The 19745-nt window shown below is 47.5% G+C and carries 9 protein-coding genes; 4 read left to right on the plus strand and 5 right to left on the minus strand.

Annotated elements, in window-relative coordinates; translation table 11 throughout:
* Window positions 1–75 precede the first annotated feature (75 nt).
* The gene (gene ubiG / locus F0L74_RS09025; RefSeq protein ID WP_149837535.1) at window positions 76–876 is read left to right on the plus strand and encodes a bifunctional 2-polyprenyl-6-hydroxyphenol methylase/3-demethylubiquinol 3-O-methyltransferase UbiG; all 801 of its coding nucleotides are present in this window, start codon (window positions 76–78) and stop codon (window positions 874–876) included.
* A gap of 47 nt (window positions 877–923) precedes the next feature.
* On the opposite strand, the gene F0L74_RS09030 is transcribed toward ubiG, so the two are convergent.
* Window positions 924–1421, minus strand: a complete 498-nt coding sequence (locus F0L74_RS09030; RefSeq protein ID WP_188315928.1) for a hypothetical protein — start codon at window positions 1419–1421, stop codon at window positions 924–926.
* 237 nt (window positions 1422–1658) lie between these two features.
* Between F0L74_RS09030 and F0L74_RS09035 the strand changes: the two genes are divergently transcribed.
* Entirely contained in the window at window positions 1659–2045 is a 387-nt protein-coding gene (locus tag F0L74_RS09035) for a VOC family protein (RefSeq protein ID WP_149837537.1), read from the plus strand.
* A gap of 152 nt (window positions 2046–2197) precedes the next feature.
* Here F0L74_RS09035 and F0L74_RS09040 read toward each other — a convergent pair whose 3' ends face one another.
* The 4 genes from F0L74_RS09040 to F0L74_RS09055 form a co-directional block, all read right to left on the minus strand.
* Window positions 2198–3364 carry a ligand-binding sensor domain-containing protein gene (locus F0L74_RS09040; RefSeq protein WP_246197666.1) on the minus strand — a complete coding sequence of 389 codons (1167 nt, stop codon included), beginning with the start codon at window positions 3362–3364 and terminating at the stop codon, window positions 2198–2200.
* A gap of 88 nt (window positions 3365–3452) precedes the next feature.
* Window positions 3453–4223: a carbonic anhydrase family protein gene (locus F0L74_RS09045; protein ID WP_149837538.1), complete on the minus strand. Its 771-nt coding sequence runs from the start codon at window positions 4221–4223 to the stop codon at window positions 3453–3455.
* Window positions 4224–4331: 108 nt separating this feature from the next.
* A complete protein-coding gene (locus F0L74_RS09050; RefSeq protein ID WP_149837539.1) occupies window positions 4332–6569 on the minus strand; it encodes a DUF4979 domain-containing protein in 2238 nt (745 codons plus the stop codon).
* A 68-nt stretch (window positions 6570–6637) separates the two neighbouring features.
* On the minus strand, window positions 6638–11461 hold the full coding sequence (locus F0L74_RS09055) for a PKD domain-containing protein (protein ID WP_149837540.1): 4824 nt from the start codon (window positions 11459–11461) through the stop codon (window positions 6638–6640).
* Between the two features lie 335 nt (window positions 11462–11796).
* Here F0L74_RS09055 and F0L74_RS09060 point away from each other — a divergent pair, with 335 nt between their 5' ends.
* Together F0L74_RS09060 and F0L74_RS09065 are read left to right on the plus strand one after the other, a co-directional pair.
* Window positions 11797–15009: an RHS repeat domain-containing protein gene (locus tag F0L74_RS09060; protein ID WP_149837541.1), complete on the plus strand. Its 3213-nt coding sequence runs from the start codon at window positions 11797–11799 to the stop codon at window positions 15007–15009.
* Between the two features lie 26 nt (window positions 15010–15035).
* A complete protein-coding gene (locus tag F0L74_RS09065; RefSeq protein WP_188315929.1) occupies window positions 15036–19508 on the plus strand; it encodes a DUF6443 domain-containing protein in 4473 nt (1490 codons plus the stop codon).
* The last annotated feature ends 237 nt before the right edge of the window (window positions 19509–19745 follow it).

Consider the following 19745-nt stretch of genomic DNA (forward strand, 5'->3'; position numbering starts at 1 on the left):
TATAAAGTTAAGAAATTTCGCCGTTTTCCAAAAAGTGGGTAAATTCAGGTAATACACCCCAAAACAGTTATATCTATGGAGAAGACTAACCAACAAGTTTACAGCCAGATCGACAACAACCTTTACAACGCAGCAGGAGACATATGGTGGAAACCGGACACTATATTACATCTTTTAAAGACCTCCATTAACCCTTGGCGGGTGGGATACTCCAGCAATATCATTAAGAAACGCGGCATTGTGCCTGCGGGCAAAACCGCGCTTGAAGTGGGCTGTGGCGGAGGGATACTGACAGAGGAGATCTGCAAAATGGGATTTACCACTACCGGCATTGATCCCTCGGAAAACTCGCTGCAAACGGCCCGTAACCACGCTGCGGTGGGCGGGCTACCTATCACTTACGAACAAGGCACAGGTGAACAGCTCCCCTACCCTGATCATTCATTTGACTGCGTTTTTTGTTGTGATGTACTGGAACATGTAAGGGACCTGCCTAAAGTGATATCTGAGATCTCACGCGTGCTTAAACCTGGCGGTATTTTCTTCTATGACACGCTTAACCGTACTTTCATCAGCAAACTGGTAGCCATTAAGATCTGGCAGGAATGGAAACGCTGGGCATTTATGCCGCCTAACCTGCATGTGTGGAAGATGTTCATTAAACCGGAGGAGATCAAACAGCTTTTGTCCCAAAACCGGTTGGAATGGGTAGAGCATAAAGGCTCGCAACCCAATGTCTCCATTCCAAAGATGTTAAGTTATCTGCGGAAACGGGTCAAAGGGGAATGGACCTATGAAGACCTGGGAAAGAATTTTCTGTTAATTGAGAGCAATGATATGAATATACTGTATGCCGGGTATGCCGTGAAACAGTAATGTTAATTGCTATATTTCCATAACCGCTAAAAGTTAGGAAATTTTGCTCAATAAGTGGTGGCTCTCCTATAGGCTTCTTCTTCGGCATCCTTTATCGCCTTTTTTGCTTTCAGATAGGCCATGGCTTCTGACACATAGCCGTACGTTGACGCTACCGCTATTACGAGCCAACCAATGCTCCAGTATAGCCTGGACCTTGACGAGGCGGCCGCTGTAATTCTTTTTATATCTTCTTCCGGTTCAAAGGAACTGTAAGAGTAGTCGGATTTTGCGTAGTACAATGGCATTTCTGCGGATGTTGGCTGCGTTGATAAGGCCCTTATTCCGCTATATGGCCCTGAGCCGTTTACCTGGTAGGTATAATTTACCTCGTAATGTTTTACCGGCACACCCAGGATCTTGATCGTCACCTCTTTGTACTGCGGATCAACATTGGCAATTGCCACAGAATTATCCTTTATCATGTCTTTTAGTAAGGGCAGGTATCTTGTTTCCGCACGGCCATCCTTGTAACTGGAATAGCAACCGCTGGCTAAGGAGAACATTATAACAATACCGATAATGGGCCCGATCTTAATTGGGTTTTTTAACGTTGGCCTTTCCTGGCTCATAGGTAGTGGGAATGTTTGCCGGCCAAGATACAATAAAATATATTATACAAATAATTAAAGTATTGCCTGGTTAAAAACACCCCTGAATTTTACGCAGATAGCCCCCTTTTCTGATAAACAGGTGGGCTATCTTTGGGTCGATCATAATGATAATCACAAAACTTGTAGTATATGAAAACAAAAAAGATCTGGGCCAATTTCAGTGTAACGGATTTAGAACGAACCACTAAATTCTATAAGGAACTGGGATTTAAACACAACGGAGCGTCAGAACAGCTGACCAGCTTCTTCTTTGGCGATGAAAACTTTATCATCCATTTCTTTTTGAAGGATGTACTTGAGCCCGCGATAAAAGGATCAATCATTGATACAACAACCGGGAATGAAATTATATTTACCGTTTCTGCTGATAGTAGAGAAGAAGTTGACCACTGGGCAAAAGAGATACAACAAGCCGGCGGCACATTAGTTTCCCAACCGGAAGTGTTTGGCGATAATTATTACGGTTTCGTGTTTGCGGATCCTGATGGTCATAAGTTCAATGTATTTCAAATGTAGGGTTTAATAAAAGGGGGCGTCTCAAAAGTAAAGAGGCGCCCTCTGTTTTTTTTATTATTGACGCTACCTGAATAAGTTTTAAGCTATTTAGAACCAAGGCCAATCCCAACCGCTACACTTTTAAAATATCCTTCCTTAGGGGTGCAAACGCGTTATTTCTGCCCCTCTTTACCTTTAAAATCCGTTATGGTGTTTCCATCATAACGATACACTCCGTTTCCGGATCCAAACCAAATACTTCCATCGTTAGCTTCCAATATCCCATAAAAATTCGTTCTTTCTTCCGATTTAATTTCTGTTACAGTGGGCATTTTATTGTACAAGGACTTTGCATCATAACGTGAAAGTGCCCAAGCCTGTAGATTTACCTGACCAGTAGTCCAGATGTTTCCTTTTTTATCTTCGATTATAGCATATGCCCCCCGCTGCGATACTTTAGTAAAGGTGCTGCCGTCATAGCGCCAAAGTCCACCCACTTCACCGAACCAGATGTTTCCTTTTTTATCTTCGATTATTGACCAAACGTTTTTAAACGCTTTACCATCTTTGTTTTTTAAAACGGTAAATGTTTTTCCGTCATAAAAACAAGGCTCGCCTCTTGTGCCAAACCATAATTTCCCGGTTTTGTCTTCCATGATAGTAGTAAGATCATTATTGGAAAGTCCTTCTTTAGTTGTAAAATTTTGAAAAGATTTCCCATCGTAACGGCTTAGCCCACCTCCGGTGCCAAACCAAATAATGCCGGCTCTATCTTCATAAATAGCCATAACCCGGTTATTTACAAGTCCCTCCCTGGTAGTGAAATGCTGAAAGGTTTTCCCATTATAATGATAAACTCCGGAATCATTGGAAGCAAGCCAAAGATTTCCGCGTCGATCTTCCAGAACATCCCAGAATCTGTGCGAACCTATTTTACTACTTGTGAGATTGGTAAACGATTTTCCATCGTAGCGAAAAACACCACCCCATGATGCAGCAATCAAAATGTCTCCGTTTCTATCCTGCTTTACATTCCGAACCATACTCACAGGCACCTTGGAGGCAGCCAACTCTTTAAGTTGAGACGCGGAGAAACCATTGTGTTCTTTACTGAAACTATCTTGTGGTACGTTTGTTTGGTTTTGCCCGCCACAGGAGGTGTGACAAACAAGCATAAGGAACAGGACATATACGTGTGCGTATTTCATCAGGAACAAAGCATGTTTGAGTAAGTATTTCATATTTTTTTTATAATCAGGAACAGAAACACTGCCAGGCCTATCTGCCGCATTAGTTTTTAGACATTGCAGGCTTGTCAAAACGGTTTCTTTATTTTTCATATCCTATTAAACTTTGATACAGCGAAACTACCTTAATCCATTCAGCTTGAAGGGTTAGGATTGTAAATTAAATTGTAAACTTTGTAAATTATTTCAAAAATGTCACCATACCACTGCTCATATCGTACATAGCGCCCACTATCATGATCTCTTTGTTCTTTTCCATATCAGCTAATATGGGACTGTTCTTACGGATCTTATCAATGGTCAGCTTTACATTCTGCTCACAGACCGCGTGCACAAAGTCCTTGTTCTTAGTGCTCCGTTCTCCATCAAACTGCACCGTTTTGACTGCAGGCCTTATTTTCTCAAGCAATGCGGTGATATTACCCAGTTTCACCTCATCAATGGCAGATTTGATAGCGCCGCAATGTTCATGACCAAGTACCAGGATCAATTTGGCGCCCGATGCCTTACAGCCGAATTCCATACTGCCCAGCATATCTTCATTCACGATGTTCCCGGCTACACGTCCCACAAAAATATCACCAATGCCCCGGTGAAAAACGTCCTCTACCGGCACCCGGGAATCCAGGCAGGATAATATTACTGCTTTAGGGTATTGTCCATTGGCAGCCTGTCTTACGCGCTTTGTGTAATTCCTAACAGTTAACCGGTCATTTACAAAATCTTCATTGCCTTCCTTAAGCAGGTCTATTACCTGTTCCGGTGTTAATGCCTGCTGTTGCTCCCAGGTTAGTACCTGGTTTTCGAGCACATCATCCAGGTCAATGGTGGTATCACCGGCTGTATGCAGTGTATCAGTTTTTGTGGCTGATTGTTTGTTGGTGGCGGTGTTGCAGGCGACCGCTGCTACCAGGAGCAGTATGCAAAGGAGTTTGGGGAAGTGATCTCTCATGACAATTAGCTTTTAAAGAACGTGGAAATATGTGGTTTGGGGATTATACATGCATAATAACAAATTTTTATGAAAGGGAAGGGAGTTACCCTTCCCTTTTTATTGGCATCAGTTTTTAACTAACTGCGGGGGAGCAATCAACTGTACGAACTGCTGTAACTCTGCCAGCGAGCTGAATGTTTTTATCCAGTCTATCGTATAGCTGGTTTCCCCGGAACTAATGTCCGCGACCTTGAACTGGAATGTTGACAAGGTCGTAGGCATGGTGGTTGAAAGCAGCGTATGGCTGGCTCCAAAACCGGTTTGGGTAAGATCGTAGTAGTAAATATCGTCTCCTATTTTGCCGGTCCATTTATTGGCGGCGTTCCCATAGGAGCCCAGGTTCGTATCGAAAGTGATATTAGCCACCAAAGGCTTTTTGAACTTAATGGCCAGAATGGGGTAATTAGGCGGATAGAGGATAACGCCGGCGGTCTTCTTCACATCTCCACGCCCTTTACCGTTGGATTGGTTAACAATGGTAATGTTTAGCTGGTCATTGCTTACGGTAGCTGTGGATCCGCTGGTAGCGGCTGCCCATCCGTCTGCCCCGGTTGTAAAGTTGTCATTGATCAGGCCCAGGCTGGTGTCTACCGGCGTTGTGGTGGTGTCAACAGGATGGTTGGGCGCATTATTCAGGTAAAAGAACAAAGAGCCATACCCCGGGTTATCTGCTCCAAAAGGCGCACCTTCGGGCCCCATAGCATTCAGCACTTTTAAGGTCCAGGGCATTGCAAGGCCCTTGTCATATACATAGCGGTTATACGCGATCTCAAATACCGCCCGGAATGATCCGCGGCCGTTGGCGGAGATGGCTTCCGGCGTATAATCCGTATAATTCTTTTCGCAGTAATCGTAAGCAGTCTGGTAATCTACATTAAAGCCCAGGTTGTATTGGGCGGTATATTCATACCCACGCATTATGGCATTGCCGGAGGCGGTGTACAGATCAACGCCTTGTTTCAGCGCCATCTCTGACAATTCTGCCAGGGAGCCGAGGGCCAGCATAACATGCGGCTGATCGCGGTTGCTTTCCTGTAGCTGGCCAGCAGCGGTTAATACATAATTGTCAATACTACCATTGCCTTCGCCATGATAAAAATAATTTACCACGCGGTTAAACATAGCGGTATCATTACTGTAGACGGATATGGCCATCAGCGCTTTCATGCAGATAATGTCCCAGTTACCGTGAGAGCAGGGTTTAAAATTCTGCAGCACTGGGTAGAATACGTTTTTCAGCATGGTTTCGCATTGCTGTTGCTTTTGCTGCGGCCATCCGGTATAGGTATAGCGCATTAATTCTGCCGCATTGGCCAGCATGAAGCCATACAGGCCGTTCAACTCAGCGTCTGCCCCAACGATGGCCGTGGTGGTAGCAGCATAGGCATCCAGGATCTGCGTGGATTTTAAGGCATGCGCTTCCTGGCCGGTGATATTGTACATCAGCGCATTGTAATATGCCGCCAGCACATCGCTCTCCACGCCGTCCTTGATCGTGCCTCCCGGTATGCCATTCAGTGTGAGCGAGGGATCGCGTGTAATGGAAGGGAACGGGCCCGCCATCGTATAAGTGGCAGCGGAGCGGTCAGCGGCGGCGAGCAGCTGGTAGCTTTGATAAGGCCGCCCATACTGGCTATCCACGAACCCTTTTATCCGTTGCAGGTCTGCGGTATTGTGCAGTAAACCGGGATGGGTAAACGTGCCGTTGAAGGAAAAGGTAGGCGGATTGTTGACGCCTACAAATGCCCGTAGTTCTGCTACTGATGTAAAGGTTTTCACCCAGTCCACTTCGTATTGCGTATCGTTGGCCCCTATTTCCGCCTGCGTTAATACCACATCCGCCATCTTGAATTGCAACAGGGTAAGCGTGGTGGGCGCTGTTTTTGATAAAGCAGTGGTTCCCAATGTGCCGGTGGAGAGATCCCAATAATAGATGTTACCACTTGCGGAGGCAATTTTGGTGGCGTTATTATTGGTGTTATTGTAAGAACCCAGGTTAGAGTCAAAAAAGAAGTTGGCCCTGGGTGGCTTCTTCATTTTAATGGCGATAATAGGATAATCGCCCGCATGCAGGGTAACGCTGCCATTCTTTTTGAAATCTCCCCGGTATTTTCCGGACGACTGCAGCGCCATGTTCAGCACAAACTGCCCGTTGAGCACCTGCCCGGTACTGCCGGCGGTAGCTGCCGTCCAGTTGAAAGTGTTGCCGGTGGAGAAATCATCGTTCAATAGGCCGGTCTGGGCTTTTGTTTGCCCCAATAGGAGCGTGAACAATACCAATAAAAGGGTTGTCCTGGTTTCCATAGGATAGTTGGTTTATTCGGTTATTGAGAAATAGATATGGTTTGGTTGGGCTAAAATATGATTGTTCACTACCTGATCACCGTCACCGCGCCCCTGAACAGAAAGACGGTACCATCCTCACACACGGTCTCTATCATATATACATAACTGCCGATAGGCGCTACCCGGTTTTTCCAGGTACCATCCCAGCCAGCGGCGGCGGTGTTGATCTGAAAATGCGTGCGTTCAAATACCAGGCTACCCCATCTGTCGTAAACACGCATACCCTTTACTTCTTTTATACCGCGCCCCTTGGGATAGAACCACTCATTCTGCCCATCACCGTTAGGAGAAAAAGCGGTGGGCAGGAATACAGCGCCTTTATCGCAGGTTACCTTCACCAGCACTTCGTCCGTAGCCTTACATCCGTAACTGTTCTCTACCTCCACCGTGTATTTGGTGGATAGGTTAGGCAAAGCCATCGTTGTGGGACAATCAGCGCAGTCCAGGTACTCCGGCGGCGACCAGCTCCATTTAGTAATATCCGGGCTACCCTGCCCTGCCAGCGTTACCGGCGATCCTGCCATGCCGGTGAGATCAGGCCCTGCATTTACGGTGGGTGAAGGCTGTACATTTACTACCAGCGAGGTATCATGCGTAAAGCAACCATCAGCATCATAACCGGTTACATTATAGGTATAGCTGCCCAGCGCTTTGATAGTAGCATGCGGCGCAGGGTTGTCATCATCATCCAGCCCCTCTCCTTTCCATTTGTAGTGGTCCGCGCCCTGTACCCATAACGGCAACAGGTGCCCCAGGCATATGATAGTATCCGGTGTGGCCTGTATGGTGAATGGCTGGGCCACGCGGATGTTTACGTTATCCGTATTGATACAGCCGTTGGCGTCCGTCACGGTTACCTCGTAGGTAGTGCTTAGTTGGGGAGACGCCACAGGATCCGGCGCCTGCGGATCGCTCAGGTCCAGGGCCGGCGACCATTGATAAGTGATACCGCCGCCGGCGCTCAGCGCGGTGCTGGCGCCCAGGCAGACAAAGGAGGACGCGGCCGCAGCGTTGATCACCGGTTTAGGTTGTATGGTAATATTGTGATGCGCCGTATCACTACAGCCGTCTTTACTGGTAACGATGAGCGCTACGTTAGTAAGACCGGCCTTGTTGTAGACCTGGTCTGCCGGTTGCTGTATATTACCGGTGTTACCATTAGCAAAATCCCAGGTCCAGCTAACATCATCTACCTTACTTACCGTTCCGCCAAAGCTTACCGGCGTTTCCACGCAGGCTTGCAATGGCCCGGTTATAGCCGCTGCCGGTTTGGGATAAGCATATATCGTTTTGCTGACTGTTTGCGTACAGCCAAAAGCGGTAGTCGTGGTAAGGGTGAAATCATATCCCTGTATCTTATCCAGGTAAAAACGGGGCGTGGCGGTGGTGTCCCCTTCCGCCGGCAGCCCGGCGTCATAGGTCCAATTGTATTTCGCCTCCGCTTTAAGCTCGTCAATGGAATAACTGTTGAATTTGGGCGCAAAACTGATCCAGCCTTCATCACACACAAAAGCCGGATCCGCTGCCAGTTGTACATCCAGTTTGTCTATCACAATAGGGTCCTGCAGGAAGGCCGTGCCCTTACAGCCCGCCTGGTCTGAGAGGATAAGGCGGGGCTTGTAAATGCCCGGCTCTTTAAAAGTATGTTTGATGATGGAGTCCCTTGTTTCCATCACTATGCCATCCGTAAAGTCCCAGGCAAAATTAACCGCCGCCGTTGCGCTTACATGGAACGCTATCTCTTTTGTAAGGCAACCGCCGTTGGAGGAAGTGGTGATGGTGGCATAAGGTCCTTTTACTTCTACTTCTTCTTCGTACTCATCCTCTGTATCAGCATCGCCTGTTACTTTCAGCTTTACTTTATACTTACCGGCGTAGGTATAGGTATGGGAAGGATTGCTGATGGTGGCAAAGCTGCCATCTCCAAAATCCCAATATGAGCTGGTGTAATTAGCGGATGTATTCGTGAAACGGGCTATGACCGGCGGGCAGCCGCTGTTGTTTACGAATGCGGTGGTAACCGTGAAGGCGGCGCTCACGCTGGATACCTTGATCTGCTTTTGGGCGCTGTCCATACAGCCATTCTCATCCTTTGCGAGCAGCTTTACGGTGTATACGCCTTTGTTAGGGTAGTTTTTGTATGGGTTGTCATCGGTAGCGGTAGTATTATCCCCAAAATCCCACAAATAGGTAGCATAACCGCCTGTTTCACTGGTGTAATTATAAAACCATACATCCCCGCCCGGCGGTATCAGCGTAGCGCTGGGCATAAAATCCGCGTTGGGCCCATTTACCTGCAGATTGGAACCGTCAGCAATGCTGGTGCAGCCGTCTTCGTCTGTGACAGTAAGCCTTGGGTAGAAATAGCCAGATTTATTGTAGGTGTATTTAAAAGGAGGCGCGGTAAATACTTTTGCGGGGTTGCCATCGCCAAAATCCCATGACCAGGTCTTTATGGGCTTGCCTTTGGAAACGTCTGTCTGGTCAATGAACGTAAGCTCCGTGCCCCGGCATTCCAGCACATCCGGAGAAAGGAATTTAGCCACCGGTCCGTGTACATCCACCGGTATGTAATTACTGGTGTCCGGGCATCCCTGCCAGTTGTACGCTATCAGGCTGATGGTATCTTTACCCGGTTGCAGGTTGGTATAGGCAGCATGCTCATAATCACCGTACCAGCTGCCGTAGGCGCCATCTGATGAGCGCCACTGATAACCGTAGCCCCAGGTGTTATATAGCGCCCTGTCGATAGTTGTTACGTTGGCGTTCACCGTTTCATTGCCGCATAAAGATGTCCGGTCTGTGGTAATGGTAATACGCCCCGGCGTATACACCTGAACATTCAGCGAGTCTGAGCTGGTGCAGGTCCCGTCTGAGACAGTCAGCATTACCTTGTACTCTCCTGTTTTATCATATTTGTGTTTGACCGGGCTTGTTTTGGTGGTGTATACGCTCTCCTTTCCATCGCCCCAGTTCCATTTCCAGCTGGTAATATTACCTATTGACTGCTCTTCAAAGCCCAGCTCCGCGCGGTGATCACAGTCAATACCCTGGGCGGTAAAACGCGGGAAAGGGTTCACCGCCGTGATATAGGCCGTTTTGGTGACCGGTTCACTCCTGCAGGTTTCATTGTAAACGGTCAGCGTTACCGTATAGGTTCCTGGCTCCCTGTAGCTATGGGCGGGGTATTGCTCATATGAATTACCGGTATTGTCACCAAAGTCCCACACCCAGCCGGTACCTGCATCTGTAGTGCCGTTAAAATGCACCCAGTTATTGCCGCAGACCTGTGGCGCTTGCGGGGAGGAAAAATCAGGCTTCGGCTTTTTGAATATCCGGATGGTCGTATAATTTTGCACATCTGTACCTATACAGCCATTGGCCGTGGTATATTTCAATCTTGCCGTGTAGACCCCCTCTTTATTATAGGTATGAGAAGGCGCCGCCTCTGCCGATTTAGGGCTGCCATCCCCAAAATCCCATTCATAAGCCGTAATTACATCATTGGTGCTGGAACGGGCCGTAAAATTGGCGGTTTGCCCTTCGCAGCCCTCTGTACCGTCTATGTATATATACACCTCCGGTTTTTCCACATGCACAGTGGTCTGTGCGGAGCTGGAGCAGCCGGCTGCATTCCCTGCCGTGAGCGTTATATAATAAAATCCCAGGCTGGTATAAGTAGCGGAAGGATGCTGCTGGGTGGATGATTGCCCGTTGCCAAAGTCCCAGTTCCAACTGGTAGCGCCCTGCGACTGGTCAGTGAATTTTACCGTGGCAGGCGTGTTGCAAATTGCTTTGTTATCAAGCGTAAGGCCAGCCTGTGGCGCGGGTTTTACCACCATATCCTTTGTCACCGATTCCGGACAGCCATCATAATCTGCCGTCATGGTCACTTTTACGGTACCAGCGCCGCCGGGAGAATAACTGGTAGAAACGCCGTAGTTATACACATAACCTTTGTCAACGGTCCAGGTAATGTTATTGGTCTGCGGGCTGTTAGCAGCGTCGAAAGTGGCATTGCTGTTCTCGCAGATGCTGGCCGGCAGCTTGAAATCCGTTTTGAAATTGGCCACGTTGATATCTCCGGAAGTCTGGGTGGCGGTACAGCCTTTATCACTGGTAAGCGTAAGCTTTACCTTGTAAACGCCCCGGGCGCTATAGGTATGCGGGCCAGGATTAGCGCCGGCAGCGGTTGTGCCATCCCCAAAATCCCATTTATAAGTAAGGTTGCCAGGGCCGGCAGAGGTATTAGCAATGGTCAGCGCTCCGGGAGCGGTGCACAAAAACTGGTTAGACACGTTGAAACTGGCCGTCAGGGAGGCCGCTGCATCCACTATATTGCCAATCTGTTTTGACGCCGTACAGCCGTTGCTATTTGTAACGGTAAGGGTAATGACAGGCGACAATACATCATTATAAGTATGCACCGGGTTGCTGCCGGAACCCGTTCCCCCATCCCCAAAATCCCAGCTATAGGCAGTAATGGTCCCGTTCACGGGGTTCGACCGGTCCGTGAAGCTAACGTCAAAGGGTATACAACCTTTTGCGGGACTGGCGGTAAAATCCGGTTTGGGTTTGTCCCATACCGTAACCGTCTTCTCCGCGGTGCTGGTATTGCCGGCGGCATTTTTTACGGTGAGGGTTACCTTGTAGGTACCGGGAGCCGTATAGGAAGCGCTGGGACTTTGCTGCGTAGAGGTAAAGCCGTTACCCAGGTTCCATTGCCAGGAAACAGGGTTGCCGGTGGAATTATCAACGAATTGGGTGATCAGGCTTTCGCAGTCGCTGGCCTTACTGGGGGTAAAATCCGCTTTTAGCTGTGCCTGGGCGGACATATTCAGCAAAAGCATTATAACATAGGTAAACGCAACGACTCGGGTTGCCTGGGTATTTAGGGACATAACATGCAGTTCGCGGCGGGAAATTAAGGAAAAAATTGAAATAAGGGAGGTTACAGTTACGGCTATGTTAAATTAATATGAACTATCCCTGGAAGCTCTGAAGTTATTGGAAAAGATATTTATGTTTGATATTCAATTTATTCGGACTATAACGCTTTGTCTAACCCGGAAAGATATCCCTGACGTCTGTGATTTATAACAAAGTTTTGTTGCCCGTGATCTTCCGTTTTACCTGTAAGTACTGTGAACAATATCTGATAAAAAATAGTAAGCCGTCTATACATATGAAATCTGCAGCCATTTACATTTGTTTGTTGCTTTGCTGCTTCCATGCGCATGCACAACTGGATCTGAAAAAACAAGTGAATACGGACCCCCCTAATGTGGCCTCTTTCGAAAAATATGGTAATACTCCCATTAACTACAGCACAGGGCAGCTGGACCAAAGCATACCGTTATATACTTTAATGATAGATGAAAATGTAAGCGTGCCCATTGATCTGCGGTATAGTAACATAGGTATGAAGCCCAGCCAGGTACCCACCTGGGTAGGACATGGCTGGGACCTGATGCCGGGAGGTTATATTGTCCAGGAGATCAGAGGGGTGAATGATTTCTTTCCGGTGGGCATGCGTGATGCCAGCGTACGTCAAGGATTGCTGGACTACATGGGAGGAAATATGCCTGATCCTGCCACCAGATATAATTATATCAGACGTGCACTGCAGGGGAACATCGATACCCAGCAGGATATATTTTCCCTGAACATCATGTCTCAGTCCGCAAAGTTCTTTTTTGACGGAACAGATGTGAAATTTATAAAATACACTCCCTATAAGGTACAATATGATCCCGTAACAGGATTTACGGTAACGGATGAAAAGGGATATAAATACATTTTTGGAAGATCTGTATTTGGATCTGGCTCCATTGATAACGATCCATATGAATTTCCCAGCCTGGGCGGGTCTGTTACATGGTATCTGACAAAGATCGTAACACCTTATAACGATGAAGCTACATTTGAGTACGACCAGGATGTTAATTATATCACTACCATTAGCAACGGATACTACACGTGGGGCGCCCAATCTGCGGACGCTGTGCAGTGTTTTTACGGTTTCAGCGGGCCGGAGCAAAGCCAATCCAGCTCTTCTGTTGTCCAGATCGTTCCCAAGCGCATCACCTTTAAAGGCCGGAAAATTGACTTCCTGACCATACCCAGAAATGACCTGAAGAGCCAGGACAATACACCGGCAAAAGCGTTGTCTGTTCTCCAGGTCACCAATGAGCAGAACCAGCTGGTAAAAAAGATCAGCTTTTCCTATACTAATACCACAAGGCTAAAATTAGATAGCCTGACTATATTGGATAACGTATCCGGCCAGGCCATACAGCGTTATAAATTTGCCTATTACCAGAACCAGGGTACGGATCTTACCAATATACCGCTTATTACCAGTCCTAACCGCACCTTTGCCTATGATTATTGGGGCTTTTACAACGGGGCTACAGCCAATACGTTTAAAGGTGTTCCAATGGCGGACTATAGTAAAATGCTATCGGGCTTAACTTCTTTTAAGGGTGCTAATGACCGCGATGCAGATAGCGCGTCCTCCCGGATAGGGATGTTGCAACGGATCACGTATCCCACAGGAGGATATACAGAGATGGAGTATGAGTCTAATAAGATGATATATCCTACACTAAACAGCATTCCCGACTTTCTTAGAAGAAAAGTTGACGGCACCCTGCAAACAGTCGCATACGCGAACGTCCATTGCCCCGGCCCTTCGCAGACTACCGGCAATTTTACGCTCGCCGGGCCTATCAATGCAGTGCTTACATGGGAATTTTTTACGGATGATCCGAGCCAGCTTAGCGCGATCACTATAAAAAACCTTACCACGGGAGAGGAGATTTATCGTATTGGAGATACGAATGCAGGCACTGACCAGTTCAGGCTTGAGGCCGGCCCTTACCAATATACATTGCAGGCGCCTTGTTCATTTGCAGAGGAAGGGTCGCCCAACTATGCATTTTTTGACCTCAGCCAGTTTATAACGCCTGTTTCTATTCCTGTGCAGACAGGCGGCAACAGGCTGCTACGCATTAAGGACTTTGATCCGGTTGCGGGTAAAACAACTATACGCCGCCTGGCGTATGAAGAGCCGGAGTTAAATGAAGTGCCATATTTCATAACTACCAGGCGATTGATGACTACGGCGGAGCCTCAAACCAACCCCGCGAGTCTGGATTGCGGTCTTCAATATATTATAGGGGCCACTAACCAGGTAACTTTTGATGGCCCGCATATGGACTACCGAAAAGTGACAGAATATATGGGAGAAAATGGGGAAAACGGCAAGAACGTTTATACCTACGATAGCCAGCGATTTGTATCCGGTGATTATACGCAGGCGCCCTTTCCGCCAATCACTAATTTTTCAGGACGTAGCAGCGCTTTACTTAAACAGGAAACCTATAGAAAGAATGGTACAGCTGACATGCTGCAGCAAGAAACATCTATAGATTACACGCCCTCTCCCGGCCCCAGTATATTTGATTTTATACAAGGCGTGAAGTTTGCGGTATCGGGCCAGGTGATAATAGGTCAGGAGATCCCCGGGGATTATAATAAATATTATACCAGCGCTCAGATATACCTGCCAACAGACAAGTTTAAACAATCCAGTGTTAACAGTATTGAGCATGGGGATGACAACAGCACCCTTACAAAGCAGATAGATTACACCTACAACGACCCGTATTTTCTGCCGTACAAAACGGTTGAAACAAATTCCATGGGTAAAAGTGTTGAAAAGTATACCTGGTATGCAGGTGATTTTAATAATGGGGTAGCCAATGTTCAGACACTGAAGAATAATAATATGATTGGTCTGCCGCTAAAAACTTCCACTTCTGTAGCAGGAAAGATAGTGAAGGGAGAGATTTTCACCCGTGATGACAAGGGCAATATTGCCAATGTTTATGAGTATGAGAATGATCTGATGCCTGCAATGCCGGCGCATGACCCCGCCACCTATATAGCCCAGGGGTTCAAGCAGCGGAATGCACTTACCTATAACACCAATAACAGGCTCACAGAGTTTAAAAAAGACGATGATGCGGCTACCATCCTCTGGGGATATAACAGCACCTATCCCGTTGCGGAAATAACCAATGCCACTTACCAGGAAGTGCTGACCGTGTTAGGCCAGACCGTTATCGACCAGCTGGCATCTGCCAATCCGGGAACAGATGCGCAGGTCAGAACCGCGCTCAACGTGTTGCGTACCGATGCGCGTCTTAAAAAAGCGATCGTTAAAACGTTCACCTATAACCCGCTGGTAGGTATGACCTCACAGACAGACCCTATGGGCATCATTACGTTCTATGAATATGATGGGGCGGGCCGGTTAAAACGCACAAAGGATAAGGATGGAAAGATCCTGAAGCAATATGATTACCAGTATCAGCAACCTGTTAACCAATAATCCCTGACTAGTTGTAATAAATTATTATGTGCAATATATTCTCACATATAGCTAAAGGCATAAGCATATTGATGTGCATTGGTACCGGCAATGCGCTGTATGCGCAAAATGCTCCGGATGCCAGCACCCGGCCTGCGGCAACGGCCCAGACAGTGCCTGTCGCCTATGCGACGCCTACTATCAATTATACCCGCACCTGGGAGCCCAATATGCCGGCAACAGATCCGGCTGCAGTGAGCGGCTCCACAGATATAAAAGCAGTAAAGCAAACCACCCAGTATTATGATGGGCTTGGCAGGCTTATACAAACGGTTGGCAAAGGCATCTCCCCTGCCGGCCGTGATATGGTAGACCCGGTAGTGTACGACAATTTTGGCAGGGAACAGTACAAGTATCTGCCCTATGTGCCCCAAGCAGGCAATACCAATGACGGTAAGTTTAAAACGGATCCTTTTAACGGGCAAAAGGTCTTTTATCAATCTGCCACATTAAACCCTGGCGCGGTGGGAGAATCAATTTACTACAGCCAGACAACGTTTGATGCCTCTCCGGCGAACCGGGAATTGTTATCCTATGCAGCAGGCAATACCTGGGCCAAGGAAGGCGGTCAAAAACCTGAAGAGCAACAACTCTTTATGAATACCGCAGCAGATGGGGTGCGGGTATGGGAGATGCCCGCAAGCGGTATTACGCCTGTGAGCACCCGTGCATATGGCGCCGGATTACTGTATAAGAAAGTAAAAAAAGATGAGCGCGGGAACCGGATTGTAGAGTTCCTGGATAAGGATGAGCATGTAGTGATGAAGCGTACAGAAATAACAGGAAATTCCGCAGATGGCCATAGCGGCTGGCTGTGCACTTACAATGTATTTGATGACAAGGGTAACCTGCGTTGTATTATTCCGCCCAAGGCAGTGGGGCTTATACAGCCAGCCTGGGTATCGGATGCCACGACCGCCAAAGAGCTCTGTTTCTTTTTCCGTTACGATGCACGTAACCGGGCGATCAGCAAGAAGCTGCCGGGAGTTGACTCCATAGAACTGGTATACGATACCCGGGACAGGCTGGTATTTAAACGGGATGCAAACCTGAAAGCAGGGGGAAAATGGCTGGCTATATTTTACGATGGTCTTAACCGGGAAATAATGACCGCATTATACAATTCCGCATCCTCACGCGATGCCCTGCAATCCAGTATGAATGCGGCAGTTGCCGGCACCCAGACCATTACCACCACCACTCCCGCACCAGCAGACCTGGTGATCAATACGCATGATGGCAGGGCTGCCTATACGGCACGGAACAGCATTACCTTTGAGGATGGCTTCGATGTTACAGGTGGAGAGACGTTAGCAGAGATCAACCCCACCGCAAACCAGGAAACGCTGAATACCATAGTCACCAAACCGCTCCCTGGTTTAACCGCAGCCAACCTGACGCCATTGACATACACTTTTTATGATAAATATGGCTTCCCCGGCGCACAATCAACAAAAACAGCCGACTTCAGCAAGCCGCAGGCTAACAGCAACCCTTATGCGGAAAATGTGGCTGTTACCGCTAACCTTCCCCAGGGACTTGTTACCGGTAAAAAAGTGCGTGTACTGGGCCCTATTGAACAGTGGCTTACCACTACCACCTACTATAACGATAAAGGACGGGTAACGCAGGTAATTGCGGACAATATAGGCGGCGGGTTGGACATCTCCACTAATATGTACGATTTTGGCGGTAAACTGCTGAGCGCTTACGTGCATCAAACCAATCAGCGCAGCAGCGTTACTCCCCAAAGTACCCTGCTAACCATGATGCATTATGATGCTGCAGGCCGCCAGGATTCATTCAAAATAAAATATAATGACCTGGATACGCTGTTACGCACAGTGTCCCTGAACGCTTACGACGAATTGGGACAGCTGAAAAGCAAACGGTTGGGAGTAAAATCGGCTACGGCACAGCTGGAGACACTGAACTATGAATATAATATCCGCGGTTGGCTGAAAGCTCTTAATAAAAGCTTTGTAAATACAAATAACAGCACCAGTAACTGGTTTGGAGAAGAATTAAGCTATGATTACGGGTATAAGAAAAACCAGTACAGTGGCGATATTGCCGGCATCAAATGGAAAAGCCAGTCAACCGGCATTCCCCGGTCATATGGCTATAGCTATGATACAATAAACCGGCTAACAGCAGCGGACTATACCCAGCAGAACCAGGCCGGAGCGCAATGGACACGTGATAAAGCGGACTATTCTGTCGCCAACCTGGCCTATGATGCAAATGGCAACCTGCAAAGCATGAAGCAGGTAGGGATGAACGGCACTACGGCGCAGACCATAGACAGTCTGAAATATGGCTACCTGTCCAACGGGAACAGGCTGCAGTTCGTAACAGATAAAAAGAACGTTCCGCAGAGCCAACTGGGAGATTTCAAAGAGATCAACAATAATGAAACCGCGGATTATGATTATGATGGGAATGGAAACCTGTTGAAGGACCTGAATAAAAACATCACAGTCATCAGCTATAATCATCTAAACCTGCCGGAAACGATCACTTTGCCGGATAAGGGAAGTATTCAATACAGGTATGACGCCTGGGGCAACAAGTTGCGCAAGATCGTTACAGATAGCACCGGGGCTCAGCCCAAGATCGTTACCACGGATTACCTGGCCGGGTTGGTATACCAAAATGATACCCTCCAGTTTGTTCCCCATGAGGAAGGGCGTATCCGGGTGATACTGGACGCCGCAAAGCCTGTAAGATATGTGTACGACTATTTTATAAAGGATCACCTGGGTAATGTTCGCACTGTGCTTACAGAAGAACCCGATCTGAGCGTTTATGCCGCCACGATGGAAGTAACGCCCGCGCCAAAGGAAACAGCCTTGTTCAGCAACCTGGATGAAACCCGCACCAATAAACCGGCCGGTTATCCGCAGGATGAGACCACACCAAAGAACGATTATGTGGCCAGGCTTAACGCGCGCAATGGCGGCAAAAAAATAGGCCCCTCCCTGGTATTGCGTGTAATGGCGGGAGATACCATACAAATTGGCGCAAAAGCCTTTTATAAATCCACCGGGCCTAAAGACGGTAAACCGGCAACACCGGAAGACATGGTGGCCTCCCTGCTCAGTGCTTTTGGCGGCGCTTCCTCCTCCATTGCCGCCCATGGCGCCCGGCAGGCAGAGAACCTATCACCATTCCGTAACTTTAACAGCAATGATTATCAACGGCTGAAGGCGAAAGACCCGGACCAGAACCAGGCAGACAAGCCCCGCGCCTATCTGAATTTTGCACTATTTGACGATCAGTTTAACTTAGTGGAGGATAATAGCGGCGTACGGCAGGTGAAAGGTGAGCCGGATCAATTGCAGACCCTGGCGGTAGATAAGCAGGTCATGAAAAAAAACGGGTTCCTGTACGTATATACCAGCAATGAGACTGCCCAGGATGTATTCTTTGACAATGTGGTCCTGGCGGTAGCCTCCGGACCGTTGCTGGAAGAAACCCATTATTACCCGTTTGGCTTAACTATGGCAGCCATCAGCAGCAATGCGCTGAAAGGCACCAAATACGTGGAAAACCGGATGAAGTATAACGGAAAGGAACTGCAGAATAAGGAATTTAGTGATGGAAGCGGATTGGAATGGTATGATTACGGTAAACGCATGCAAGACCCGCAGATTGGAAGGTGGCATGCCATGGATCCGAAAACGGAGAAATTTGTTGATGAGTCGCCGTATGTTTATGCTGGTAATAACCCGGTGGTAAATATTGATGTGGACGGGCAGTTTAAGTTTCCGTTGGGGCTGGCTGGGCAACAACAAGCGCAGAAATACAAAGTGTTCACTAATTACCTGAAATCCGGGAACCTGGAAACGCTGTTGGAAAGTAAAACATTGGTAGCCGCATTTGCCAAATATGGAAGGTTTAAGCCGGAGCAGCTTGAGCAGCTTAAGCAGGATCTGAGATGGGGAAGCGGGGCGACGATTAAGGTGGTGGAAAACCTTGATGGCGGTGGTGAAATGCTACGCAATGTAAGAGGCCATACCTCAGGCGATGGTAACGAAATTGAAATTTCGTCAAAACTGGTAGACTGGCTGGAGCATTCAGAAGGCGAACAGCGTATAGCCGCTTTATGGTGGGTGGTTAAGGTGTTATTGCATGAAGAGGTGCACAGAGGGGACTTAACACATGACAGAAATCCTTATGTAACGAAATGGGATGAAGAACCAGGTATTTATTTTGATGATGATGTATGGTCTCGTCATAGTGAGGAAACAGGTGTACCTATCACGTATGTTGAGTGGCCGGGATTTGCCGATGCTAACTGGAAACAGACAATGACAGCAAGAGCAAACGAGGTTATAAAGGATAAGCAGCAAAATGATGACACGAATAAAATGTTGCCGCAGTTTATTAATTTAAAAAAGTCTGTTGACGCCTGGATGCAACAGAATCAGAAAACCAAAGCCATACCAATACCTTGATTATGAAACACATCTGCTTTCTAATATTATGTATGATTGTTTATCAGCACGTTCGTTGTCAAACAAGGGACAAATGCGGAGTACTTAAAGAAGCTCTTGGCGACTCAACTCAGAATCGTGTTTATAAATTTTATCTCAGTAGAATTCCTATCATAATTTTTGACAAATCCGGCTTTTTTGAAGGTTGTACTATTGATAAGATAATGGAAAGAGATGTTCAGATTGTACCTGATACAA

Source organism: Chitinophaga agrisoli, assembly GCF_008386695.1.
GTDB classification, from domain to species: domain Bacteria; phylum Bacteroidota; class Bacteroidia; order Chitinophagales; family Chitinophagaceae; genus Chitinophaga; species Chitinophaga agrisoli.